Annotated in this window: 18 protein-coding genes; 6 read left to right on the top strand and 12 right to left on the bottom strand. The window is 70.6% G+C overall.

The features are described 5' to 3' along the window. Positions 1-48: 48 nt before the first annotated feature. The 5 genes from PPSIR1_RS01020 to PPSIR1_RS01000 all read right to left on the bottom strand — a co-directional run bounded on the left by PPSIR1_RS01020 (position 49) and on the right by PPSIR1_RS01000 (position 6437). A complete protein-coding gene (locus PPSIR1_RS01020; protein ID WP_006969101.1) occupies positions 49-669 on the bottom strand; it encodes a hypothetical protein in 621 nt (206 codons plus the stop codon). Continuing rightward, on the bottom strand, positions 569-2413 hold the full coding sequence (locus PPSIR1_RS01015; RefSeq protein ID WP_006969100.1) for a protein kinase domain-containing protein: 1845 nt from the start codon (positions 2411-2413) through the stop codon (positions 569-571). Before PPSIR1_RS01015 ends, PPSIR1_RS01020 begins: the two co-directional genes overlap by 101 nt. A 298-nt stretch (positions 2414-2711) precedes the next feature. Beyond that, positions 2712-4487 carry a signal recognition particle protein gene (locus tag PPSIR1_RS01010; RefSeq protein WP_006969099.1) on the bottom strand — a complete coding sequence of 592 codons (1776 nt, stop codon included), beginning with the start codon at positions 4485-4487 and terminating at the stop codon, positions 2712-2714. Positions 4488-4567: 80 nt separating this feature from the next. Then, a complete protein-coding gene (locus PPSIR1_RS01005) occupies positions 4568-5560 on the bottom strand; it encodes a peptidylprolyl isomerase (RefSeq protein WP_157595087.1) in 993 nt (330 codons plus the stop codon). Positions 5561-5627: 67 nt separating this feature from the next. Beyond that, on the bottom strand, positions 5628-6437 hold the full coding sequence (locus PPSIR1_RS01000) for a peptidylprolyl isomerase (protein ID WP_006969097.1): 810 nt from the start codon (positions 6435-6437) through the stop codon (positions 5628-5630). 620 nt (positions 6438-7057) lie between these two features. Here PPSIR1_RS01000 and PPSIR1_RS00995 point away from each other — a divergent pair. Then, a complete protein-coding gene (locus PPSIR1_RS00995; protein WP_006969096.1) occupies positions 7058-8323 on the top strand; it encodes a sigma-70 family RNA polymerase sigma factor in 1266 nt (421 codons plus the stop codon). A 249-nt stretch (positions 8324-8572) separates the two neighbouring features. Here the strand turns inward: PPSIR1_RS00995 and PPSIR1_RS00990 are convergent, their stop codons facing one another. After that, positions 8573-9076: a hypothetical protein gene (locus PPSIR1_RS00990; RefSeq protein ID WP_006969095.1), complete on the bottom strand. Its 504-nt coding sequence runs from the start codon at positions 9074-9076 to the stop codon at positions 8573-8575. A 328-nt stretch (positions 9077-9404) separates the two neighbouring features. Beyond that, positions 9405-12338: an ion transporter gene (locus PPSIR1_RS41510; protein ID WP_157595086.1), complete on the bottom strand. Its 2934-nt coding sequence runs from the start codon at positions 12336-12338 to the stop codon at positions 9405-9407. A gap of 134 nt (positions 12339-12472) precedes the next feature. On the opposite strand from PPSIR1_RS41510, the gene PPSIR1_RS00980 reads away from it, so the two are divergent. Continuing rightward, a complete protein-coding gene (locus PPSIR1_RS00980) occupies positions 12473-13246 on the top strand; it encodes a hypothetical protein (protein WP_006969093.1) in 774 nt (257 codons plus the stop codon). On the opposite strand, the gene PPSIR1_RS47245 is transcribed toward PPSIR1_RS00980, so the two are convergent. From PPSIR1_RS47245 to PPSIR1_RS00965, 4 genes are all read right to left on the bottom strand, one after another. Further along, the gene (locus PPSIR1_RS47245; protein WP_157595085.1) at positions 13243-13455 is read right to left on the bottom strand and encodes a hypothetical protein; all 213 of its coding nucleotides are present in this window, start codon (positions 13453-13455) and stop codon (positions 13243-13245) included. The two genes, PPSIR1_RS00980 and PPSIR1_RS47245, sit on opposite strands and share 4 nt — an antisense overlap. Next, on the bottom strand, positions 13452-13892 hold the full coding sequence (locus PPSIR1_RS00975; protein WP_006969091.1) for a DUF6691 family protein: 441 nt from the start codon (positions 13890-13892) through the stop codon (positions 13452-13454). The genes PPSIR1_RS47245 and PPSIR1_RS00975 overlap by 4 nt, the downstream gene beginning before the upstream one ends. After that, on the bottom strand, positions 13889-14497 hold the full coding sequence (locus PPSIR1_RS41505) for a YeeE/YedE family protein (protein WP_006969090.1): 609 nt from the start codon (positions 14495-14497) through the stop codon (positions 13889-13891). Before PPSIR1_RS41505 ends, PPSIR1_RS00975 begins: the two co-directional genes overlap by 4 nt. Before the next feature lie 336 nt (positions 14498-14833). Next, positions 14834-15643: an FxLYD domain-containing protein gene (locus PPSIR1_RS00965; protein WP_006969089.1), complete on the bottom strand. Its 810-nt coding sequence runs from the start codon at positions 15641-15643 to the stop codon at positions 14834-14836. Positions 15644-15753: 110 nt separating this feature from the next. Here PPSIR1_RS00965 and PPSIR1_RS49890 point away from each other — a divergent pair, with 110 nt between their 5' ends. The 4 genes from PPSIR1_RS49890 (at position 15754) to PPSIR1_RS00945 (ending at position 21805) form a co-directional block, all read left to right on the top strand. Next, positions 15754-18801, top strand: a complete 3048-nt coding sequence (locus PPSIR1_RS49890; protein WP_232296408.1) for a DUF4215 domain-containing protein — start codon at positions 15754-15756, stop codon at positions 18799-18801. 119 nt (positions 18802-18920) lie between these two features. Then, positions 18921-20066 carry an NAD-dependent epimerase/dehydratase family protein gene (locus tag PPSIR1_RS41500; protein WP_006969087.1) on the top strand — a complete coding sequence of 382 codons (1146 nt, stop codon included), beginning with the start codon at positions 18921-18923 and terminating at the stop codon, positions 20064-20066. 11 nt (positions 20067-20077) lie between these two features. Continuing rightward, the gene (locus tag PPSIR1_RS00950) at positions 20078-21208 is read left to right on the top strand and encodes an aromatic ring-hydroxylating oxygenase subunit alpha (RefSeq protein WP_006969086.1); all 1131 of its coding nucleotides are present in this window, start codon (positions 20078-20080) and stop codon (positions 21206-21208) included. 216 nt (positions 21209-21424) lie between these two features. Beyond that, positions 21425-21805: a hypothetical protein gene (locus PPSIR1_RS00945; protein WP_006969085.1), complete on the top strand. Its 381-nt coding sequence runs from the start codon at positions 21425-21427 to the stop codon at positions 21803-21805. Between the two features lie 20 nt (positions 21806-21825). Here PPSIR1_RS00945 and PPSIR1_RS00940 read toward each other — a convergent pair whose 3' ends face one another. After that, positions 21826-22377 (bottom strand): heme NO-binding domain-containing protein, encoded by a 552-nt coding sequence (locus tag PPSIR1_RS00940; RefSeq protein ID WP_006969084.1) that lies wholly within the window; start codon positions 22375-22377, stop codon positions 21826-21828. Positions 22378-22988 lie beyond the last annotated feature (611 nt).

Raw genomic sequence — 22988 nt, 5'->3', positions numbered from 1 at the left:
TGGTCGTGGACGTGGGGCAGGAGGACGTGGCGTTGTCCCTGACCCGAGTCAGCGCAGGCGCAGGGCGTAGACGTGGGTGCCGCCCTCGTGGGTGGCCGGGAACTCGAGGCGGTAGACCTGCTCGAGGATGCAGGTCCCGAGGCTGGTCGCGGCCTGGTCGCCGATGATGCGGGCGTAGCTGACCTCGCCCGCCGGGGTGACCTTGACCGAGATCTTGATGGTCCGGCGCATCTTCGTGTCGAGGCACTTCGAGATCATCTTCTGGCGCGCGTCGACCATGATGGTCCGGAACTCGCTCGCGTTCAGGGCCGCCTCGAGGGGTCGCTGGGGCCCCGGGGCGTCGGGCTCGGGGGCGAGCTCGGCCGCGATCATGGCGTTGACGTCGGCGGGCTGAACCGGGGCCGCGCCGCCTCCGGCTCCCGAGGGCCCGCCGACAGGTTGGGCCGGGTCCCCGTCCTCGACCACCGGCGCGTCGCCGTCCTCGCCCGCCGCGGCCCCGCCCGGTCCTGGCTCGCCCTGGCCAGCTGGCTGCGCCTCGGGCGATTCGGGGGCCGACTCGTCTGACCGTTCACCCTGGGCGCGCTCGGCCACGGCGGCCTCGTCCTCGGGCTCCGCCTTCGAGCCGCCGAAGATCTTGTAGCCCGCGAAGACCAGCAGGTCGAACAGCAAGAACGCGATGATCGCCTTCTCGAGCCAGCCCAGACCGCCGCGCTTTTGTTCCGCTGGCGGGGTGGTCGGCTCGGGGCTCGGGCTCGGCTCGGCCGCCGCGGCGACCGGCTGAAGGGGGAGCACCTTGGCCGCCGCGCTGGTCTCCGTCTGCCCGGTTGGAGACGAGCTTGGGGCCGGAGTCGGAGCCACGCTCGCCGCGGCCGGCTTGGTCTCGTTGACGACCACCGCGGCCACGGGCGCGCTCGTCGAGCGCTCCGCCGGCGTCTCGAGGTCGATGTGGATCTCGCCCTCGGTGCTCGAGCTCTCGCGCTCGTCGGCCGCGGGCGCCTTGGCGTTTGGCGGCGCCTTGTGGCGACGATGGTCGCCCCCGTGCGCGGCTTGGGGGTCGAGCCCGGGGGGGCGAGGTTTCGGCCCACGCGACCGCGACCGCGCCCTCGCTGCGCCGCTCCTCGGCCTCGATGGCCTCCATGTCGAGGGCCGGCACGGCCTCGGTGATCTGCGCGCTCTGGGTGTGCTTGCGGGGCTGGACACCGTCCGGTGGCCTGCGCGGCTTCAGCTTGGGCGGCTTGCGCTTCTCGAGCTTCGTCGACGGCCGGGAAGGGCGACTGGTCAGGCCCTCGGACAGCATCGTCGCCTGCTCGCCCAGGGACACCGACCCCTTGACCGCCGCCGAGTCCGAGCTCGGCGCGCTGCCGGCCACCATGGTCGCGCGCGAAGCTGGAGACGCGGGTGCTTTGCGGGGCTTGGGCTTGCGCGCTCCTGCCTTGCGCGGCTTGGTCGAGACGGCCGCGTGCCGACCCGTCAGCGCTCGGTGAGCGCCCGTGGGCGCGCTCGAGCGCGGGACCATGGTCCGCCGCGAGGACGCGTCGAGGGCCCCGAGGGTGACCGCGAATTCCTCGACCGAGGCGAAGCGCTCGTCGGGCGCCTTGGCCAGCGCCAGGTGGAGCAGCGCCTCGATCTCCACGGGCGCGCCGCCGAGGCGGACCAGCTCGGGCAAGGGCGCCTCGAGCTGGGCCTGGACCACCTCGACGAGGCTGCCCGCGCCGAAGGGAGGCGTGCCCGAGACCAGCTCCCAGGCCAGCACGCCGAGGGCGTAGACGTCGCTGCGGATGTCCCCGGCCTCGCCCCGAATCTGCTCGGGCGCGAGGTAGCGCGGGTCGCCGGGCAACATGTTGGTCAGGGTCTCGCTGCGCCCCTGTCTCGCCCCGGCGTCGAGGGGGTTCGCGGGCAGCGAGGCGGCCAGGCCAAAGTCGACGACCATCACCCCGCCCTCCTTGGGCAGCAGCACCCGCTGGGGATCGAGGGCGCCGTGCACCAGCCCGACCTCGTGCGCGGCCGAGAGCGCCCCGGCGATCTCGACCACGAGGTCGCGGGCGATGGCCCAGGGCAAGGGCGACTCCCGGTCCAGGCGGTCGAGCAGGGTCTCCCCCTCGATCCACGGCATGACCAGGTACAGCCGCCCGTCGAGGTCCTCGCCAAGGTCGAGCACGTCGACGACGCGAGGGTCGTCCAAGGTCGCGCTCAGGCGCCTGTCGATGAAGCGCTCGCGCACGCCGTCTTGGGCGAACTCCGGGGCCAGGCGCATGAGCCCGACCTGCGTGCCCGTGACCTCGTCCTCGACCTCGTAGACCTGACCAAAGCCGCACGCGCGGGCGTGGGCGACCACCCGGTAGCGGTGGGCGACGACCGCGTCGACCTGCAGTCGAGAGTCCTGCGCGAGGGGATTGGCGCTAGGGGGAGCCATGGCCGGAGGCGTGCGACGGAGCGGGTTAGACCGGCCCCGTTCTGTGAGCAGGATAACAGAAAACGACCCGTCCGGAACCGCGCCAAGCGTGCAGCGCGGACTACAAAACGAACGCAGGGCCGGTCGCGCGGGGCGTCGGAGGGCGTGGCTCATCCGCGACGGTCGAGATCGACAGAGGGTCGGCCAGAGCTCCTCTCGCCGACCCTGAGAGCCCGAGCAGGCACACCGAGCCATGGCGCGCCGCGCCTGCGACGAAACGAACCGCGCGGACCGCTCGAGGCCCCGCGCCGATCGCCCATCACTTACGCCGGTTTTTGCGCCGAGCCTTGCGGTCCTTCTTGCGCTTGTCTTTTTTGTTCTTCGTCTTCTTGGCCGACTTGGCCCCGCCGCCGCCCATGGCCTCGAGCATGCTGGCGATGTCCATGCCCCCGCCGCCCGCACCGGGCATGCCCATCCCCGGCGGCATCCCGGGCATGCCCATCCCCGGCGGCATCCCAGGCATCCCGCCCGGCATGCCCCCTCCGCCCATGAGCGCCTCGAGGGCCTGGGGGTCCTTGGCCAGCTTCCGCAGCGCGCCCATCTGCTTGAGGTTCTTCATGCCCGGGATCTTGCTCATCAAGCCCGTGCCGCCCATGAGGTCGCCGAGCATGCCGAACATGTCGCGCATGACCATGAAGCGGGAGACCAGGCCCATGACCTCGTCCTCGAGCCGTCCGGAGCCCCGGGCGACCCGACGCACGCGGCTCTCGACGAAGTCCTCGGGTCCGAGCGCGCTCGGGTCCTTGGCCTTCTTGGGCCGCTTCTTGCGGCGGGTGAGCTTGGCGTGAGCCGGCGTGGTCGAGCGCGCGGCCTCTTGCAAAAAGAGCTCCGGGTCCTGGCGCTCTTTCTTGGTCATCGACTGGATCATCGCCTCGAGCTTGACCAGCTCGCGGTCGTCGGCCGCCTGCTCGAGCACCTCCTCGGGCAGGTCGCCGCCAAACAGCGAGCCCAGGGGCATCTTGTCCATCAGATCCTTCATCGACCCCATGGACTGGATCGTCTTGATCTGCTGGAGGAAGTCGTCCATCCCGAAGCTGCCGCCGAGCATCTTCTCGGCGTCTTCGGCTGCCTTCTCCTCGTCGACGACGTCCTGGAAGTCGTTCATCAGGCCGACGAGGTCGCCCATGCCCAGGATGCGCCCGGCCAGGCCCTCGGGGCGGAAGTCCTCGAGCTTGTCGAGGCTCTCGCCCATGCCCAGGAACTTGATCGGCTTGCCCGTGGCGGCCTTGATCGACAAGGCCGCGCCGCCGCGGGCGTCACCGTCGAGCTTGGTCAGCACGACGCCGGTGAGCTCCAGGCGCTCGTCGAAGGCCTTGGCGGTCTGGACCGCGTCCTGGCCGATCATCGCGTCGATGACCAGGAAGATGTTCGCCGGGTGGACGGAGCTCTCGATCTTCTCGAGCTCCTCCATCAGGGCGTCGTCGACGGTCAGGCGGCCCGCCGTGTCGTAGAGGACGAAGTCCATGCCCTCCATCGCCGCCTGCTCCGTGGCGTCGCGGCAGATGTCGACGGGGTTGGCCCCGGGGCGGGCGAACACCGGCACGCCCAGGCGCTCGCCGAGGACCTGGAGCTGGTGGATGGCGGCCGGGCGGTAGACGTCCGCGGCCACGAGCATGACCTTGTGCCCCTCTTTTTGCAGCTTGCGGGCGAGCTTGCCGGTCGTGGTCGTCTTGCCCGAGCCCTGCAGGCCGACCATCATGATGCCGGTGACGCCCTTGTTGGCGCGGGCCAGGCTCGTATCGACCGGGCCCATGAGCTCGACGAGGGCCTCGTGGCAGATGTGCACGAAGTGGTCCTCGGGGCGGACGCGGACCTTGCCGTCCTTGCCCTTGGCGACGAGCTGGACCTCCTCGCCCAGCGCCTTGGCCTTGACCGCGCGGAGGAACTTCTTGACGGTGCGGAACTCGACGTCGGCCTCGAGCAGGCTCAAGCGGACGTCCTTGAGGGCGGCGTCGATGACGTCCTCGCTCAGCTCGCCCTTGCCAGTCAGGCGCTCGCGCGCTGCCCGAAAGCCCTTGGAGATGGTCTCGAACACCGGGGGTGGATAGCACACCTTGGCGCCTCACCCGACCGCTGCGGCCGCGCGAGGCAGAGACCGGCGCCAATCCCGACCGCTCAAAGGCGGATGTCGACGTGGGCCCGGGCGCGGAGCTGCTCGTAGAGCTCCTTGAGCGCCTTTTGGCGGGCTTCCTCTTCGAGCAGCCGGCGCAGGCGGTCCTTGGCCTCCTCGAAGCCGAGCAGGTCCGAGGCGATGACCTCCTCGACGAGGAAGACCACGTAGCCCTGGCCGGAGCTCAGCGGGCCGACGACGTCGCCGGCCTTGGCCTTGAACAGGCGCTCGCCGATGGGCCGGGACACGCCGCTGCGGGTGACCTCCTCGGACTCCGCCGCCTGGCCCAGCTCGGCCGCGACGGCCTCGAAGTCCTCGCCGCCGCTGAGCCGACGGACCACGGTCTTGGCCCGCTTGAACACCGCGTCCCGCTCGGAGCTGTCCTCGCCCGCGCGGAACACCAGGCGGCGCACGGCCAGGCGCGACTCCTCGCCCTTGCTCAGCTCGCGGTAGCGCTCGAGCACCTGCGCGTCGCTGACCGCGATGTTGAGCAGCTGACCCTGGAGCTTGTAGAGGATGATGTCCTCGCGCAGCTTGTTGCGGTACTCGGGCCAGGTGCCGTAGCGGCCGCTCTGCTCCACGGCCGTGCGCAGCTCGGCGACGGAGCTCAGCTGCGCGCTGCGGGCGAGCTGCTGCAGGTAGACCTCGACCTCTTGCTCGGTGGCCCCGACCTGGAAGGTCTGGGCCTGGGACAGCATCAGCTTGCGCCCGATGAGGTTGTCGAGGGCCAGGGGCTCGAGCTCGGCGAGGCGGCGCATGAGCTGGTCCTCCGTCGGGTTCTGCAGCTTCTGGAGCTCGAACGCGATCTCCTCGTCGAACATCAGCCAGCGGGCGAGGTCGGACTCGAGGATGATCTCGTCGTCGACGACCGCGACGATGCGATCGAGGACCTGGGGGTCGGCCGCGTGGGCGAGCTCGGGAGCGACCAGAGCGCTCGACATCGACGCGCCCACGGCGAGGCCGAGGGTGATCAGCAAGCTCGGGGCGAGAGCGCGCACCCAGGCGGTGTAGCACCCTGGTCGGAGGGCACACAAGGCGGGGAAGCCCCAGCAGCGCGCAGCGCCCCTAGCCCGCTGGATACTGCGCGCGGAGCTCGTCGAGCAGCTCCGCCTCCACGGGCTCGAGGCGCGCGGCTCGCTCGGCGCTCACCAGTTGCTCCTGGACCTCGGGGGTGTCGAAGGGCACGTGGGAGCGCGGGACGATCTCGGCGAGCACGGCGACGAGCACGAGCTTGTCCGAGAGCACGGGCTCGCGCAGGGGCTCGCCGACCTTCAGCTCCGGGTCGAAGAGCACCTCGTGGTAGCGCGGGAACTCGTCATCGTCGCGCTTCATCGCCGGCGAGCTGAGCACGTCGCGGCCCTGCTCGGCGGCCACCCCCGCGATGTCGACCTCGCCGGACTTCAGCCGGGCCAGCGCGCCCTCGGCCTCCTCGAAGGTCGGGAAGTAGACCGCCTCGATGCGCCGGCGCTCGGGCTCGAAGAATTTTTCGTCGCGCTCGCGCTCGTAGCGGGCGCGCAGGGCCTCGGTGTCCGCCGCGACCTCGGCCCGGGGCAGGCGGCGCTCGAGCATGGCGGCGCGCTGGAGCTCGGCGAGCTCCTCGAGCACGGCCCACTCGACCAGCGGGTGCGCCTCGCCGTAGCCAGCGTCCCGCGCCTCTTGCACGAGGAGCTCTTCGTCGACGACGGCGTCGAGCAGCGCGCGCTGACCGTGGGGCCCCCGAAAGCGCGCCTGACCAAAGGGGCCGAGTTGGGTGTTGGCCCCGTCGAGGCGCTCGGGCTCGATGGCCTGGTCCCCGACCAGGGCGAGCGCCCCCTCGGGGACGGTGTCGATCTGGGCCTCGCAAGCCCCCGCGAGCCACGCGACGAGGGTGGCCATCGACGCTGCCGCGAAAGCGCTTTCGCGAGTACGAGGCCGAGAACGCACCGCCTCACTCTACCAAAGGCGCGCGGCCTCGCTCCACGTGCGCGGGGGATCACAGGACACTGGGGTAGCGAGCCCCGTCCACGCGCGCTTTGTCTCGTCGCAATCTCGCGCCCTTGTCCCCACGAAGGTCCGAGTCGCGGTCGATCGATGGCTACAGACGCCGCCACGCAGGTCCTCCCGTCCGGTCGACCAGCCTGTCCCCTCGCGCCACAATTTGCGCCTCAAAGCGCCGTCATTTGTCACTCGCAGCACCCGATCGGACCAGATTGGGGCAGAGCGCAGCAAAGCCTGCGCCTGCCAACGACTGTCATCAGTGAAATCATCAGTGTCGAGGCTGGAGTCCGCGCAGATCCTCCTGGGTCCGGGCCATGGGCCGCTGGGTTGAACTACGTAAACTAGCCAGGGAGTGCGTCTCGGCCCGATTCATGCATCTCCATCGACCCACAGGGGGGAGAAGAGGCGCGAGGCCGAGCCGACCGCCGCATCGGGAGCATAGCCCTACTGTCCCGAATCTCCACCCCCCGAAACGAAACTTGGATTCTTTTCGTACTCGCACCCAGAGAGGATCGGTCATGGCCACACCCAACGAGAGCTCGAGCAAACGCCGCCCCGTCCGCAAGTCGGAGTCTCCCCTCGGCGCCTACCTCAGCACGGTGTCCAAAGTCGACGTCCTGACCCCCGAGCAGGAGCTCAACCTGGCCACGGAGATCAGCGATCGCCGCCTCACCCACTGGCGCGCCCTCCTCTCCTACACCCCCTTCGCCGCCGCCATCGCCGACGTCGTCGAGGACAAGCTGCGCGAGGGAGAGGTCGAGGGCCTGCCCGTCGCCGCCTTCTCCGAGCTGCGGCTCGCCTCGCGGGCCTACCGCGACCGCGAGACCAAGGCCAACCGCGAGGCCTTCGAGCATGCGCAGCAGGCGGTCGCCGAGGCCATGGCTGCCCTCGACCTCGACGGCAACTACTCGGACTGCGTCGCCGCCGACCTCGAGGCCATCGACGCCCACCGCCGCGAGGGCGTCGCCCTCGAGGTCAGCTACCCGCCCAAGGGCAGCCGACCCTTCGCGCGCTACGTCCAAAAGGTTCGGTCCAGCGGCCACGCCCTGCGCTGGTCCAAGAACAAGTTCGTCAAGGCCAACCTGCGGCTGGTCGTGACCATCGCCCGCCGCTTCGACCACGGGCTGATGCCGCTCCAGGACCTGGTCCAGGAGGGCAACCTCGGGCTGATGAAGGCCGTCGATCGCTTCGACCCGACCCGCGGCTACCGCTTCTCCACCTACGCCACGTGGTGGATCCGGCACGCCATCAACCGCGCCCTCGCCAACAAGGGCCGCACCGTCCGCCTGCCCGCCCACGTGTCCGCCGACCTCCAGCGCCTGCGCCGGGTGACCCGCGAGCTCGAGGCCAAGACCGGCGAGACGCCCACGCCCGAGCAGCTCGCTCAGGCCGCCGGCCTGAGCAAGACCCGCGTCCGCAAGCTCAGCAAGCTGACCCTCGACCCGACCGTCAGCCTCGACGCCCCGAGCCACGACGACGACGCCCGCGGCCTCCTCGACCGCCTCGAGGACGCCAGCGTCCCCGTCGCCGCCGACATCCTCGAGCACCAGGCGCTCAACGAGCACCTGCGCGACGCCCTCTACAACCTCCAGCCCATCGAGCTGGACATCCTCAAGCGCCGCTACGGCATCGCCACGAGCGAGGCCGAGTCCGTGGACTTCGAGCCCATGACCCTGCGTCAGCTCGGCGAGCGTCACTCGCTGTCGCGCGAGCGCATCCGCCAGCTCCAAGAGCGCGCGCTGACCAAGCTGCGCCGCGAGTTCGCCCGGCGAGAGCTCGCCTAGCGAAAGCCCGCCCAGCGGTTATTCACGGCCACTTGGATGCCTCCGGTGAGGGCTCGAGTTCGTCGGGGGTCGAGCGGCGGTCGGCGTCCCAGTCTCGCCACAGCATCAGCTCGGCAAAGCGGGGGTCGTCGGCGTCGACGTCACCGTCCGCGTCGAACTCGGACAGGGCCGCGAAGCCGTGCTCGGCGCGGCGATCGGAGCCGAGCTCGGTGCCGGAGCCGAACAGCTCGCTCCCGCCGTCGATGGTCCCTAGCGAGGGCTTTGTGCGCGGGCCTGAGCGAGCACCTCGGGGATGGCTTCCCTGGCGTGCTCGAGCGCCGCGCAGGCGCGCTCGATGGCAGCCTCGATGGTCGGCACGGTGTCGACGCAGACGTTCCGCCCGGCGGTCCAGCGCAGCGACGCGATGAAGCCGCGGACCAGGGTGTCCGGTGCGACGACGAAGATGCGAGGGCTGCGAGACGCGGCGACGTCGCGCTTGCTGATCAGCCAGTCCATCAAGATGTCGCGGTTGAGCTGATCGGGGACCACGCCCTGGCTCGCGTCGAGGATCGTGACCAGAGTCCGCCCCTCTGCGCGCGCCCGCGCGCTCGCGTCGTCGAACTCGCGGATGACGCGGAGCACCTCCGAGGGCCGCGCGGGTCCCACAGTCCGCGCGAGCATCAGCGGGAAGTGCTCATCGTTCGACTCGAGGAGCACGTCACCGATGAATTCTCGCGTGTGCCAGAGCACCGGTGTGGTGGCCGCGATCGCCATCGCGCAGGAAGGTACAGCGCGAGACCCACGGCCGCCAGAACAAGTCAGCGCACCACGGATGAAATCTTCTCCGCGAATTCGCTCATGTAGAGACGCTACACACAGTTTCTTCCTGATCGGCGGGACATCTGCGTGGCCCTTGGGTCAGGGGCGGCACGACCGAAACTGCGATCCCGGCGCAGCTTCATGGGAAAAAGAGAGACCGCTCGACCACACCCGCGCGCATGCGAACTTCGCCACATTCGACGATTTTTCTGTCCCTTCGTGACGCCGTTGGCTGCGCCAAACGCTGCGCGTGGCGAGCGCCCACTCCAGGATTCCACCCCCCTCAGGCCCGCTCGCGGATGGGCTGGGCATGATCGCGCGCGATCACCCAAACCCCCGCCACCCGGGCCAGATCGATGCGGTCGCCGTGGTGCTCGCCGCCGCTCGCCACGTGCAGCGTGGTGCTCTGGCCGTTGTCGCCGCGGAGCTCGACACCGCACAGCACCTGGTCGCGCATCGACAGGCAGTTGGCGAGCTCTTCGAAGGTGCACGTGCCCTCGAGCTTCGCCCCCGGATCGGGCCGCAGCTGCACGAAGCTCTGGCCCCAGGGGCCCATGAGCTCGGCGTAGACCAGGTCGAAGGCGGGCACGACCACGGACTGGAACATGAAGAAGGCTCGGAGCTCCTGGATGGAGTAGACGCGGATGCGGCCGCCCTTGTTGGCCGCCGTGCGCCGCCGCAGCCGGCGAGCCAGCTCGACGTCGAGGACCTCGGCGACGATGCGCGGCTTTTGGGTCAGGGTCTCGATCTTCATCAGCGTCTTGGCCGTGCGCGCGTCGGAGCCGGAGTGCTCGCTGGAGATCAAGATCACCGCGTCGACGGTCTCGACGTGGCCAAAGCCCTCGGGCAGCTTGGTCAGCCGACGCGAGGAGCTCCAGTCGCCGGTGACGATGCGGATGTGCGGCTCGTCGGAGGCCTCGCGCTCGATCACCTTCTCGACGGGGGCCCCGTTCTCAACCCACTCGAGGGCCCAGGGGCGCTTGCGTCGGGGCACGAAGCGGCCGTGCTCGCCGCCTAGCAGCCCGCGCTCGACCAGGCGCGTGTGCGCGTCGAAGTCGTCCCAGGCCGCGGCCCGGGCCTCCTCCGAGGCGACCATGATCAGCAGCTTGGCCTCGGGCTCGGCCTGGATCAGCGCCTCGACCATGCTCACCGTGCCGCTGCGGAAGCCGCACACGAGCACCCGGCGCAGGGGCGTGATCTCGGACTGGACGAAGTTGGGCAGCGAGGGGGCGCCGGCCGGATCGCTGGGGATGGCCTCGCGCGGGCGGTCGTAGAGGTCCTCGGCCAGCTCGCGCACGCCGTCGAAGGTGTCGGCGATGGCCACGAAGCCCAGACAGCGCGGGACCTGGACCGTGGCCGCCGAGGTCAAGCTCGACGCGGCCGAGGGCGACTCGTCCTCGTCCTGGGCGAAGCGCCCCGAGCGGTCGAGGGCCGTGTCCTCGTGGGGCTCGACGCTCCCGAGCGCGCCCTGCTCGAGGAGCTCGACCTCGCTGACCGTGGGCACCCCGGTCAGCGACACGCCCCTGCCCCCGCCGTTGTCGAGGGTCGACGCGCCCAGCCCGACGAAGCTCGGCTCGGGGTTGATGTGGACCCGGGCCTCCTCGTCGTCGCTGGTCTCGAGCAGGATGCCCACGGGCACGACCCGCCGCCCCGAGGGCAGCGAGCGGGCTCGCCGGATCAGCTCGCCCATGATCGCGCCGGGGTCCTCGGGCAGGTCGGGGTTGCCCTCGCGCACGTAGCCGAGGCCGGGCAGGCTGAAGAACAGGGTGTAGAGCTCGTGGCCGTGGCTGGTCAGCAGCTCTTCGAGCAAGCGACCGGCGCCCGGGCGGCGGGTGATGCAGGCGATGAACAGCGCGATCAGGCGCTCGCTGGGGACCACGAAGGCCCGCGTCGCCGAGCCATCGTCCTCGCTGTCGACCCCGTTGATCGCCGCGCGGGCGGCCGGGACGTTGCTCTCGTCGAGGATCTCGGCGATCAGCAGGCGCTTGCGCGTGGGCCGTTGACGGTTCGGATCGCTGTCGGCCTCGCGCAGGCTCTCGGTCACCGTGAGCAGGGCCTGGATGGTCTCGGCGTCGGGGTCCTCGACCCCGAGGTCCGCGAGCAGGACCATGCGCTGGGCGTCGGCGACGTCCGTGCGGACCAGGAAGGTCTCGTCGTCGACGTGGCCCTGGCGGTAGACGATGCGCGCGAGCTCGGGCTGGCGCAGAAAGTCGGGAGGGTCGGGGCTGCGCCCGACCACGAGGTAGCGCGCGCTCCGGATCCCGCGCCGGGTATTGCGCAGCAGCTCCTCCAGCCAGTGCAGCGAGAGCCGGCCCTCGGGCACCAACTTCTGGGAGTAGCGCAGCAGCTCGTGGAGCAGCTGCTGCGTCGACAGATCGATGTTGACGATGATCGTGTGGCCCTTGAGCTCCGGCGGGCGCAGGCGCGAGAGCTCCATGAGCTCGCGGACGACGTCGGTCCCGAGACCGATCAGGAACGACACCATGAACAGGCCGACGATGGTCAGCGCCACGCTGACTAGCACCGAGGCCGGCTCGCCCGGGCTGGGCAGCATGTTGCCTGGGTCCTGGATCTGGCGAAAGGCCCACCACAGGTGGATCCAAAAGCCCTCGTCGCGCGAGTCAATCTCGTCGTCGCCGGTGAAGTCGACGACGTTTTGGTCCGCCACGTTGAGCTGATCGATGACCACCGCGCCGGCGAAGCTCAGGGCCAGGACGATGAAGCCCATGAGCACGACCTGGCGCAGCCGCTCGCGGCGCGAGAGCACCGCCCACACGTCGCGGACCAGCGGCGCCCAGTAGCTGATCAGCAAGAGCATGCGCGACAGCCGAAACAGCCGCAGCCAGCGCGTGTCCTCGATGCCCGAGATCAGCGAGGGCAAAAAGGACATCAGCGCCAGGAGATCAAAGAACAGCAGCGCCAGGGTCAGAGGCCGGGGGACCTGCCACCCGCGCCGCTCTTGGATCTCGGCCTCCGTCGGCGTCACCCCGGTCTTGTTGCCGTGGGTGTAGAGGTCCTCGCCGCGGAAGATCAGCAGGGCCCGGGCGATGAACTCCAGACCGAACAGGCCGAGGAAGAGCGGGTCGTAAGCCGCCGCCCAGTCGAAGGGCAGGAGGCTGATGATGATCGCCACCGAGAGCACGAGCCGGACCTCGACGCGGCCCAAAAAGCGCGCCACCCAGGGAAACACGCGCGAGGCTCGCTGCTCCGGAGACACCGCGAAGGAGCATACATGGGAAGCGCCGCCGACCTGGGCCCAGAATCGCGCCGCCGGGTCCAGAGCGGACCCGAGCGCCAATCTGCGCGGAATTCAGATCGCCACCGGCCTCGCCCGCGTTGCAGCCAGCTGGCATGCTGACCCCACTGACGGGCCCCCACGACCCCCGCTTCCAGGAGTCCGAAGCGGCGCATATTCTCGAGCGGGCCGCGGAGCTCCAGCGCCTCGCCAGCGACGCCCGGCGCATGAGCGTCGGGGAGCTCGAGGAGGCCGCCGCGGTCGCGGGCATCGACGCCAGCTTCGTCCGCCGGGCGGCCGGGGAGATGGCCCTGCGCCAGGCGGGACGCGAGCGCGCGACTCCCACACTTGGCGCGCCTCGCACCCTGGTGCTCGAGGTCGTGCTCGACGGTGAGATCCCCGTGCGGGCCTACGAGTACGTGATCGAGGCCATTCGACGCCACACCGGCGAGCTCGGTGTGGCGTCGCTCATTGGCCGCTCGCTGACCTGGACGGCCCTGCCCAAGCACGGCCCCGCCGGGCCCCGGTGGTCGCGGACCATCGCCCTGACCGTCGTCCCCCACGGGGGGCGCACGCGCGTGCGCATCGAGGAGAAGCTCGACCACCTCGTGCGCGGCGTATTTGGGGCGGCCGCCGGCTCGGGCTCTGGCGGCGCCCTGCTCTCGACCTTGCCCCTGGCCGCGCTCTCGACCTCCCTCGCCCTCGCGCTGGCCCTGCCCCTGACCGCGGCCGCCTGCGTCGGCGCGTGGATCGTCGCGCGGCAGGTCTACCGCGCCCGCGTCGACGCCCGCGCCCGCGAGCTCGACGGCGCCATGCAGGCCATCTCGACCATCGCCCAGAACTACGCGAAGGCCCGCGCCCTCGCCCGCGCCACGCCCAAAGCCAGCTAGATCTTCTTGCCGTTGGGCAGCAGGTTGGGCGCCACGGTCAGCCCCCGGGTCAAGCGATCATGGCGCGCGCACTTGGTGAACTCGCCCTTGCAGTACACGCCGACCCAGTAGTCGAGGGCGTTGCTCGCCGACAAGATCGGAAACAGCCGACAGCTGCGCATGTGCGGGCAAGGACCGGCGGTGGTCTCGGAGGCCGACGACTGACTCATCCTGCTTCACAGCTCCCGGTGTCCCACCGAAACCAGCGGCGGTGGGCGACGGAGTAGATGGCGTTCCCGATGAAGATGCCGACGAGAGAGATCAGCGCCATGAGCTGGCCCTCCCCGAGCTGCGCGAACACGACCCCCGGGCACGCGCCGGTCAGCGCCCAGCCGACGCCAAAGAGCGCGGCGCCCGGGAGGATGCCGGGGTGCATCGTCCCGCGGGGCAGGCGGGCGCGCTCCTTGGCGCGCACCGAGTGCACGCCGACCATGGTCAAGACCACGGCGACGCCGAAGGTCAGGAACAAGCGCCAGTCCTCGAGGCCGAACATTTTGTGGACCTCGTCGAAGTTGGTGAAGCCGGTGAAGTGCAGCACCAGGCCCAATAAGAAGGCCGGGACGGCGAAGCGGAACCCGCGGACGATGGTCTTGGTTCGGTAGTTCACATCAAGGCCTTGGTCACGAGGGTGAACAGCACCGCGGTGCCCAGGAAGGTCATGGTTGCGACGATGCTGCGCGGCACGATGCGCGAGCAGCCGCTGAGGCCGTGGCCCGAGGTGCAGCCCCCCGACATGCGCGTGCCGAAGCCCACCGCCACGCCGCCGCCGAGCAGCAGCAGCCAGCTCTGCCAGCCGGTGCCGATGAAGGCCGCGTGCCCCTCGGCCAGCGAGGTCCGCACGCCCTCGAAGCTGCCGTCGAGCAAGCCCCCGGTCAGCGAGCCCAGGACGATGAACAGCAAGAACAGGATGCGGCTGGGCAAGGGCACGTGGCGCTGCATGTCCAGGCGCGAGCCGGCCGAGTCGTCGTGCTTGGGCGCGTCGAGATCGACCCCGAGCTCGGCGGCCGTCGCCGCGGCGAGGGCCGCGAGCACGTCGTTGGGATCGCGCTTGGAGAACTCGACGGCCTCGGCCTCCCCGTCGGGATCCGCGAACGCGTCGACGATGCGCGTGACCTGGCCGGTGACGCCGAGCGTCCGGCCCTCGAGGATCCACATCCACAGGGCCACACCGGCCAGCGCGATTCCGCCGAGCCAAAACGGCAGGTAGTCCACGGGGTGATTGTATCACCCTCGCGGGTCCCCGCGGCGCCGAGCCATCGAGGCTACGAGGGCCGCTCGACGGCCTCGCCGCGCCATCGACATTCGCTTCGCGAAGATCCCCCGTTGCGTTCAGTTGAACTTCGCAGCCCAAGCCCCGCTCGGGCCCATCGGCCTCGCCGAGGCCCACCTCCAGTGGGGGCCGCTCGCGCTCTCTCGACACCGCAAAAAAGTCCGCGCGCGTGTCCCGAGAGCGACCCGCAGCGCAGCTCCGCGGCGAGCGCAGCGGGCCTTCGAAGCTCCGCCGCGAGCCCTGCACGCTCGCCTGCGTGTTTGGCCCGCCAGCTCGGGTCAGCGCAGCTCGAGCTCGAAGCGCTCGGGCGCCTCGTCGTAGCGCAGACCGCCCACGTCGAACTCGAGGGTCTCGCCAGGATCGATGGTCGCCAGCTCGAGCCAGTCCAGGCCGAGCAGGCGATCGTCCCCGTCCTTGGCCCGGACCTCGACGCGGACGCCCGCGCTCGCGCCCTCGCCCCCGTTGGTCACTCGCCCGGTCACGAACCAGCCGCCAAACTCGGCGCGCGCGGCCTCGTCGTGATCGAGCTCGAGGGCGGCGAAGCGCGACGCGTCCAGGCGCGCCGCCCCGACGGCCTCGTCGACGAAGGGCCGCGCGCTCGCGCCGATGACGAGCTCCTCGTGAACCACCGGGCCCGCCACCAACACGGCGACGGCGCGGCGCTCATCGGCCGCCAGCGCCCCCGGCTCGGTGTGCTCGACGACGTGCAGCTCCGTGCCCAGGGCGTCGACGAGGGCGACCCGAACGCGCAGGCCACCGACAGGCTCGGGCGCCGGGTTGTGGAGCTCGGCGAGGACCCAAAAGCCGGGTCCTCTCGCCGTGCGGGTGCGGTGGAAGTCGACCTCGAGATCGAGGGCCTCGCCGAGGGCGGGGTCGACCGCCTCGGCCTCGCCGATCCCCGGGCCCCCAGTGTCGGCGGCCTCGATCGCGGGCGCGGCGGCGTCCGGGTCGGTCTGCTCGGCCTCCCCATCCGGAACGGACGCGGGGGCATCGGGCGCCGGCTTGGTCTCGGGCGCCCCACCACAGCCGCCAAGGAAGGTGAGCGCGAGCACCAATGAGAGCCGCGGGGTCATCTGGCTCACGCTCACGGGTAGAGCCTATCAGTCGTTCCGGCCGGGAAACAGCCACACCCCTGCGCGTCCCCCGACCCCGCAAAAGCCCCGAAGGTTCGGCCTGGGCGAGGACATGGACATCCGTCATGATGCCCTCGTCACCCTCGGACCGGGTCCGGGGTTTTGCGACCTTCGACATGTTCACCGGTTTCTCCCCCCGTAGCGTCCTTCCCCTCGGCATCGGCCTCGTCGTCGGCGTGGGCCTGCTCGTGCCGAGCACCCCAGCCGGCGCGGTTCAGCCCCCGGACCACCTGAAGCACCGCGACGCCCTCGAGCTCGCCCCCGGCGTCACCACGCCGCGGCGGGTGGAGGCCCACGAGTGGCGCCGCGCGAGCGCGCAGCCCTCGACGGCCCAGGCCTACGCCCGGCTCCAGGCCAAGCTCGGCGGCCGCGCGCTGACCCGCTTCGACGCCGACACGGGGATCCTCGACACCGTCGTGCCCGCGGGGCTGAGCGTGCCCCACTCCGTGGCCTCGCCCGCCGCCGCCGAGGCCTACGCCCGGGCCTTCCTCGCCGAGCACCTGCCCCTGCTCGCCCCCGGCGCCCGGGCGACGGACTTTCAGCTCGTCGCCAACGTCATGACCGGCGACGTGCGCAGCCTCGGCTTCGCGCAGAGCCACGACGGCCGCCCCGTGGTCGGCGGCCAGATCAGCTTCCGCTTCAAGGCCGACCGGCTGATCGCCGTGCGCTCCCAGGCCGTCCCCGGCCTCGACGCCCTCGCCCCCGCCGGCGGCGCGGCGGTGTCCCGGACCCCCGAGGCCCAGGTCCGCGCGAGCGCCCGCCGATGGATCGCCGACGACTTCGCGGGCGCCGACCTGGCCCCGACCCGCGCCGACGCGGCCCTCGACGGCCCGAAGATCCTGCCTTTGGTCCGGCCCGGGGGCGGCATCGAGGCCCGAGAGGTCTACGCCGTCGAGGTCCAGCTCGACGACCCCCACGGCCGCTGGGAGGTGTTCATCGACGCGCGCACCGGCAAGCCCGTGGCCCGGCGCAGCCTGGTCCACTACGCCGAGCTGCGCCTGGGGGCCTTCCAGCGCAACCCCCTCGGCGCCCGGGTCAACATGCCCGCGTCGTTCATGGAGGTGAACATCGGCGGCCAGACGAGCGTCGCCGACGTCACCGGGACCTTCCCGCTCACGAGCCCCCAGCTCGTCAGCTTCGAGTTCCGCGGCGAGCGGGCGCAGCTGTTCAACGCCGCCGGCGAGCTGCTCACCCCCGAGACCATGCTGACGCCTGCCGGCGTGTGGATCGCCGAAGAGGCCGAGCCCCCGGAGCTCGACGCCCACTTCAACGCCTACGCGCACACCGAGATCGTCAAGCAGCGGGTCCTGGCCATCGACCCGAGCTTCGAGGTCCCGCTCTCGCAGACCGCGGTCACCGTCAACATCGACGACGTCTGCAACGCCTTCGCCGACGGCGACACCATCAACTTCTTCCTGGCCGGCGCGGGCTGTGAGAACACCGCGCTGATCGCCGACGTCGTCTATCACGAGTACGGCCACGTCGCCCACGTGCTCGGCCTCGTCCCCGGCGTGGGCATCTTCAGCGGCTCCCTGAGCGAGGGCGCGGCGGACTACCTCGCGGCGACCATCGTCGACGACGCGGGCATGGGCCGGGGCTTTTACCAGGGCAGCGACGAGCCCCTGCGCGACCTCGACCCGCCGGGCTCGGAGTGGACCTGGCCCGGCGACCAGGGCGGGGTCCACTTCGAGGGCCAGATCATCGGCGGGACCTTGTGGGACCTCCGCGAGCTGCTCATCGCCAAGCACGGCTACTCCGGGGGCGTCCGGCGCACCGACGAGATCTGGCTGCAGGCCCTGCGCCGCGCCGTCGACATCCCCTCGATGTACCTCGAGGCCCTGGTCACCAACGACGACGACGGCAACCTGCAAAACGGCACGCCGGACATCTGCGAGATCGACGAGGCCTTCGGGCGCCACGGGCTGTTCAGCGGGCCCACCGAGGTCGACGTGTCCGTCCAAGACGGCCCCGGCGGCGAGCTCGAGGTCCGCCTCGACTACCAGCCCCTCGGCTACAGCTGCCCGAGCACGGCGACCCCCACGGCGACCCTCGAGTGGCGCCAGCGCGCGGAGCTGGGCGTGCCGGCCGGGTCGACCCAGACCCTGCCCATGGCCTCCGCCGGCGCGTCGAGCTTCGTGGCGACCATCGCAGGGGCCACCGACAACGCCGTCGTCCAGTACCGGACCCGCCTCGACTGGGGCCAGGACGTCGTCACCAGCTACCCGCGCAACGACGTCGACCCCTGGTACGAGGCCTTCGTCGGCGACGCCCAGGAGATCTGGTGCAGCGACTTCGAGAACGGAGCCGAGGGCTGGACGCTCGACGGCTCCTGGCAAATCGGCTCCCCTGGGGGCGCGAGCGGGGACCCGGCCTCGGCCTTCGAGGGTCAATCCATCGCCGGCACCAACATCGGCCCCGAGGGCCTCTATCCGCCCTTCAGCTCCGACTCGCTGACGACCCCGGTGATCGACGCCTCGGGCTACGAGCGGGTCCGCCTGCAGTACCGCCGCTGGCTCACCGTCGAGGACGGCTACTTCGACCAGGCCTTCATCACCGCCAACGGCCAGACCGGCTGGCAAAACCTCGCCAGCGTCGACGACTACACGGCGCACCGGCACCACCGCGACCAGGAGTGGCGCTTCCACGACGTCGACCTGACCGCCTTCCTCGACGCCGACGGCGAGATCGAGGTCGGCTTCAACGTGCAGACCGACGGCGGCCTCGAGTTCGGGGGCTGGAACGTCGACGCGGTGTGCATCGTCGGGACCGGCGCCGGCCCTGGCCCCGACCCGGGCGAGGAGACCGGCGGCGAAGAGGAGACCGGCAGCGAAGGCAACATTTGCGGCGACGGCATCCTCGGGCCCTACGAGCAGTGCGACGACGGCAACCTCGAAAACGGCGACGGCTGCTCCTCGGGCTGCCTGTTCGAGGACGAGGAGGAGCCCGAGACGGACACCGGCGAGACCGGCGGCGACGAGGTCTGGCTCCCGGGTGGGCGTGGCTGCGGGTGCACGGCCGACGCGGAGGTTGGCGCCGAGGGTCGCGGCTTCGCGGGCACCGGCGCCCTGGCCCTGCTCGCGCTCTTGGGCCTCCGTCGTCGACGCCGTGAGTAGGCTCGTGGCTCCGCCACCGCGGTCCTCGGGTCCCCTGTGCTCCGCTGTGCTCCGCCGCACGCCGCCGCGGCGGAGCCCGTGATAGCCACCGAAGCGGTCCATCCCGGATCGCTACGGCCATGGCGACGAGCTCTCCCAGCGACGGTACCCCTCCCCTCCCCGCCGCCGACCTGGCCAAGGGCACGATCCTGGTCACCGGCGCGAGCGGCCACGTCGGCAACAACCTGGTCCGCCGGCTGCTCGAAGAGGGCTGCGCGGTCCGGGCCCTCGTCCAGCCCGGCGCCAACGACCGCGGCCTCGAGGGCCTCGACATCGAGCGCACGCCCGGGGACCTGCGCGACCTCGACTCCCTGCGCCGGGCCCTCGACGGCGTCACCCGGGTGTTCCACGTCGCCGCCAAGATCTCGACGGCGACCTCGAACCCCGCCGAGCAGCGCGAGCTCTACGCCATCAACGTGCTCGGCACCCGCGACCTGCTCCGCGCCAGCCTCGACGCCGGCGTCGAGCGGGTCGTGCTCACGGGCTCCTTCTCGGCCACGGGCTTCGACCTCGACGACCCCAGCCAGCCCAGCGCCGAGGGCCTGCCTTTTTACCCCTTCCGCTACGCCCAGGGCGGCGGGCCCATGGCCTACGCCCACACCAAGGCCCTCGCCGAGCACCAGGCCCTGGTGTTCGCGGCCGAGGGCCTCGACGTGGTCATCGCCACGAGCTGCGGGTGCATCGGCCCCCACGACTACCTGCCCTCGCGCATGGGCGGGACGCTGTGCGACTACATCGACGGCCGCCAGCGCGCCTACGTCGACGGCGGGTTCAGCTGGATCCGCGCCCGCGACATCGCCGACGGCCACCTGCTGGCCATGGCCCGCGGACGCAGCGGGCAAAAGTACGTGTTCGCCACGGGCTTTCTGACCCTCGGCGAGCTGTTCCGGACCGCGGGCGAGGTCGCCGGCGTCGACCACCCCCTCGTCGAGCTGCCCTTCGAGTTCGTCAACCGCGTGGCCAAGGTCTACTCCGGGACCCTGGCCCGCTTCTTCCCCAAGGCGAGCCAGCGCCTGACCCCCGGCTCCCTCGCGGTGCTGCGCATGCGTCGACGCGTGGACAGCTCCAAGGCCCAGCGCGAGCTCGGCTTCGAGCCCACGGAGCTGCGCACGGCCATCGCCGAGGCCGTCGAATTCTTCGCCCGCGAGGGCATGGTCCGCCGCGCCAGCGCCGTGTCCGTGCCCCGCCAGACCGCCCCCGAGCCGGCGACCAACCCGAGCCCCTGAGCGAGCCCACCATGTCCACCAAGCTGCCCATCCCCAGCTTCCACGAAGCCAAGAACCGCAGGCAAAAGGTTCGCGCCGCCGGCATGAACCCCAACTACTGGTACCCCGTGGGCTACTCCAAGGACCTGGCCCCCGGCGAGGTCACCAAGGTCACCTTCTGGGGCAAGGACTTCGCCCTGTTCCGCGGCTCGGACGGCAGCCTGCGCGCCGTCGAGGACCGCTGCGCCCACCGCCAGCTCGCGCTCAGCGGCGGCGAGGTCCGGGGCTGCCAGGTCGTGTGCCCCTACCACGGCTGGACCTTCGACGGCGACGGCCGCCTCGTCGACGTGCCCCACGAGCTGTTCGACAAGAAGCTCCCCAAGATCCGCCTCCCCGACTTCGCCGTGCGCGAGCGCTACGGCCTGATGTGGCTGTTCCCCGGCGACCGCGATCGCGCCGAGACCGTGGCCATGCCCGAGATCCCCGAGCTCGAGGGGCCCGACGCCTGGGCCTGCGTGCCGGTGGACTTCACCTGGCAGGCCCACCACTCGATGATCATCGACAACGTCTCGGACTTCACCCACGCCTACCTGCACAAGCGCTACGAGCCCTTCAAGGATCCCAAGCTGACCAAGATCGAGGTCGACGACGAGGCCGCGCAGGTGTTCGTGGAGTACGACACCCTCGTCGGCGCCGGGAAGCTCTACAGCCACTTCATCCCGCGCAAGAAGGCGAACACCAACCACATGCGGCTGTGCTACGCGTACCCGCATCAGTGGTCGAACACCGACGACTGGATCAAGCACTGGTGCCTGATCCTGCCCATCGACGAGCGCACCACCCGGGCCTTCTTCCTGTTCTATTACAAGGCCCTCGACATCCCGGTGCTCGGCACCCCGATCCCCCGGTGGTTCATGCGCCCCGTGCTCGAGATCGCCAACCGCGTGCTGATGCGTCCCCTGCTCGAGGAGGACGGCACCGCCGTCGAGGCGGAGCAGCGCGGCTACGAGCGCTACTACAACGCCCCCGTCGCCGAGCTGAACCCGGCCGTGCTCGAGTTCCAGAAGCTGACCATCGCCAAGTGGGAGGAGTACCTGGCCGAGCGCGAGCGCCAGGGCGCCATGCGCCGACTCCCGGTGATGCCCAGCGCGCCCAACGGCTAGTGCTAGTACCGCGTGTCCGAAGTCCGTGCCGGGTTTGGAGCGGCACTGGAACCCGAATGGCTGTGTCGCCGCTCCTCGCAGTGGGGTCCACCACAGCGTCGTCGCGGCTCCTTGCCCTCGGGTCCCAGCGATGCCCCAAACCCGGCACGGACATCAGACACGCGGTACTAGCCATCCAGGCGGGAATGCGCGGGGCTCCCGAGGGTTGGGGAGGCCATGGCCCTGTCCGCGACCTCGACCGCCATGCCCGCCAGCCCCTCCCCCGAGGCCAGCGAGGCCCCAAAGGGCGTCCGCTACCGCGACACCTTCGGCGTCCTCCTGGCTCTGCTCGCCGACTCCGTTCAGTTCGGGACGACCGCGCTGACCCTCGGCGCGGACCAGTTCGCGCTCCCCGCCCAGCTCCTGTTCAGCTGTGCCGTCAGCGCCCTGCTCATGCTGATGATGGGCCCGCGCTGGCAGCTCCTGCCCGCCGCGGCCCTCGAGTTCGCCCCCGGCCTGAACGTGTTCCCGACCTTCACCGCCGGGACGCTTTGGGTCCTGCGCAAGAAGCAAAAAGAGGCCAAGGCCCTCGCGGCCAAGTCCGAGCCCGAGGCCTGACCCCCGAGTGACTGCCCGAGCTACTGGGCCGCCGAGATGTCGACGAGCTCGGCAAAGCCCACGCGCACGTGGGTCGAATCGATCTTCTCGACGCGCTCGATGTCGTCGTTGAAGTAGCGACCGAGGGCGCGAAACATGGCCATCAACAAGTCGACGAGCTCGCGCTCGGACTCGTAGGTCACGATCATGATGTCCTCGCTCTGCCACTCCATGGTCAGCGTGGGCGGCTTGGCCCCCCGCACGCGCCGCTGGACGGTCTCGTGGATGTGGTCGAGGACGGCCAGAAACTCGCGGCTGTTGGAGCACTCCTCGAACTGCCGCGGCGACAGGCGCGGACCGTAGATGCAGATCCAGTAGTCGGCGAAGGCGTCGTAGAGCTGCCGCCGACCCATCTTGAGCTGGCGCTGCGAGGTCTTGAGCACCGAGTAAAAGTGCTCGTCGGGCACGGTACTCGTCGCCAAGATCGGCTTTTTGTTGGGGAAGTCCGAGGCCGTGAGGATCTCGATCCACTGGTCTTCACCGTGCTGGGTGACGACCATCTCCTTCATGCACTTGAGGAAAGCGCCCTTCATGACTCACGCCGGTACGCCAAAGCCTGCGTTCCTTGCCAGCGGATTGCAAGCAGTGTGATCGCTACCGGGGCACCTGCTCCGATTCGCACGAGGGGCGACGCGGAGCCTCGAGCTCGCCCGCTGTGGCTCGCCTCGTTTGGCAAGAGGAGGCGCTCTGACCCCGAAGCCGCATGTCCCTTCGGACACTCATCGGTCCTAAGCGCGTGTAGACATGACGATTGTGCGTCCGGCTGGGGTAGCGAAAGTCACCCCGAACCCACCCGCGAGTGTTGCTTTTCGAGTCATGAATTCAATCGGCCATTGGGCCGGACGAGGGCTCTCGCAACCCGCGCGGGAACTGGCCTTCGAACGCGCGGCGGCCTCAAAAAGGCGATGAGTGCCAAAGAGCGATTTCGCTCCCTTGTTTGCGGAGCGCGCGGTAGAGATCTCTCTGCCCATCATCGACCCAGAAAAGCCACCGGAAACAGCCCTGAAAAGCTCCTCCGTCGCCCCCTGGAGCCACCCACAGCCCGCCTCAGATGGGCCATTCGAGCGCTCAAACGCCGCTTTGGCGCACTTCGCTCCCCCCGCGTCACGGGACCGGATTGGTGCTGAAGCGCCGACGTCACTGG

The sequence above is a fragment of the Plesiocystis pacifica SIR-1 genome (assembly GCF_000170895.1).
Taxonomy (GTDB): domain Bacteria; phylum Myxococcota_A; class Polyangia; order Nannocystales; family Nannocystaceae; genus Plesiocystis; species Plesiocystis pacifica.
The sequence above is the reverse complement of the archived record's forward strand: the minus strand, read 5'-3'. Positions and strand labels throughout refer to the sequence as shown.

Excerpts from the sequence above, each read along its gene's own strand:
- PPSIR1_RS01015 (WP_006969100.1), bottom strand. The coding sequence starts at position 2,413 with ATGGCTCCCCCTAGCGCCAATCCCCTCGCGCAGGACTCTCGACTGCAG.
- PPSIR1_RS01000 (WP_006969097.1), bottom strand. The coding sequence starts at position 6,437 with ATGGCCACCCTCGTCGCGTGGCTCGCGGGGGCTTGCGAGGCCCAGATC.
- PPSIR1_RS00995 (WP_006969096.1), top strand. The coding sequence starts at position 7,058 with ATGGCCACACCCAACGAGAGCTCGAGCAAACGCCGCCCCGTCCGCAAG.
- PPSIR1_RS00990 (WP_006969095.1), bottom strand. The coding sequence starts at position 9,076 with ATGGCGATCGCGGCCACCACACCGGTGCTCTGGCACACGCGAGAATTC.
- PPSIR1_RS00980 (WP_006969093.1), top strand. The coding sequence starts at position 12,473 with ATGCTGACCCCACTGACGGGCCCCCACGACCCCCGCTTCCAGGAGTCC.
- PPSIR1_RS47245 (WP_157595085.1), bottom strand. The coding sequence starts at position 13,455 with ATGAGTCAGTCGTCGGCCTCCGAGACCACCGCCGGTCCTTGCCCGCAC.
- PPSIR1_RS49890 (WP_232296408.1), top strand. The coding sequence starts at position 15,754 with ATGATGCCCTCGTCACCCTCGGACCGGGTCCGGGGTTTTGCGACCTTC.
- PPSIR1_RS41500 (WP_006969087.1), top strand. The coding sequence starts at position 18,921 with ATGGCGACGAGCTCTCCCAGCGACGGTACCCCTCCCCTCCCCGCCGCC.
- PPSIR1_RS00950 (WP_006969086.1), top strand. The coding sequence starts at position 20,078 with ATGTCCACCAAGCTGCCCATCCCCAGCTTCCACGAAGCCAAGAACCGC.
- PPSIR1_RS00945 (WP_006969085.1), top strand. The coding sequence starts at position 21,425 with ATGGCCCTGTCCGCGACCTCGACCGCCATGCCCGCCAGCCCCTCCCCC.
- PPSIR1_RS00940 (WP_006969084.1), bottom strand. The coding sequence starts at position 22,377 with ATGAAGGGCGCTTTCCTCAAGTGCATGAAGGAGATGGTCGTCACCCAG.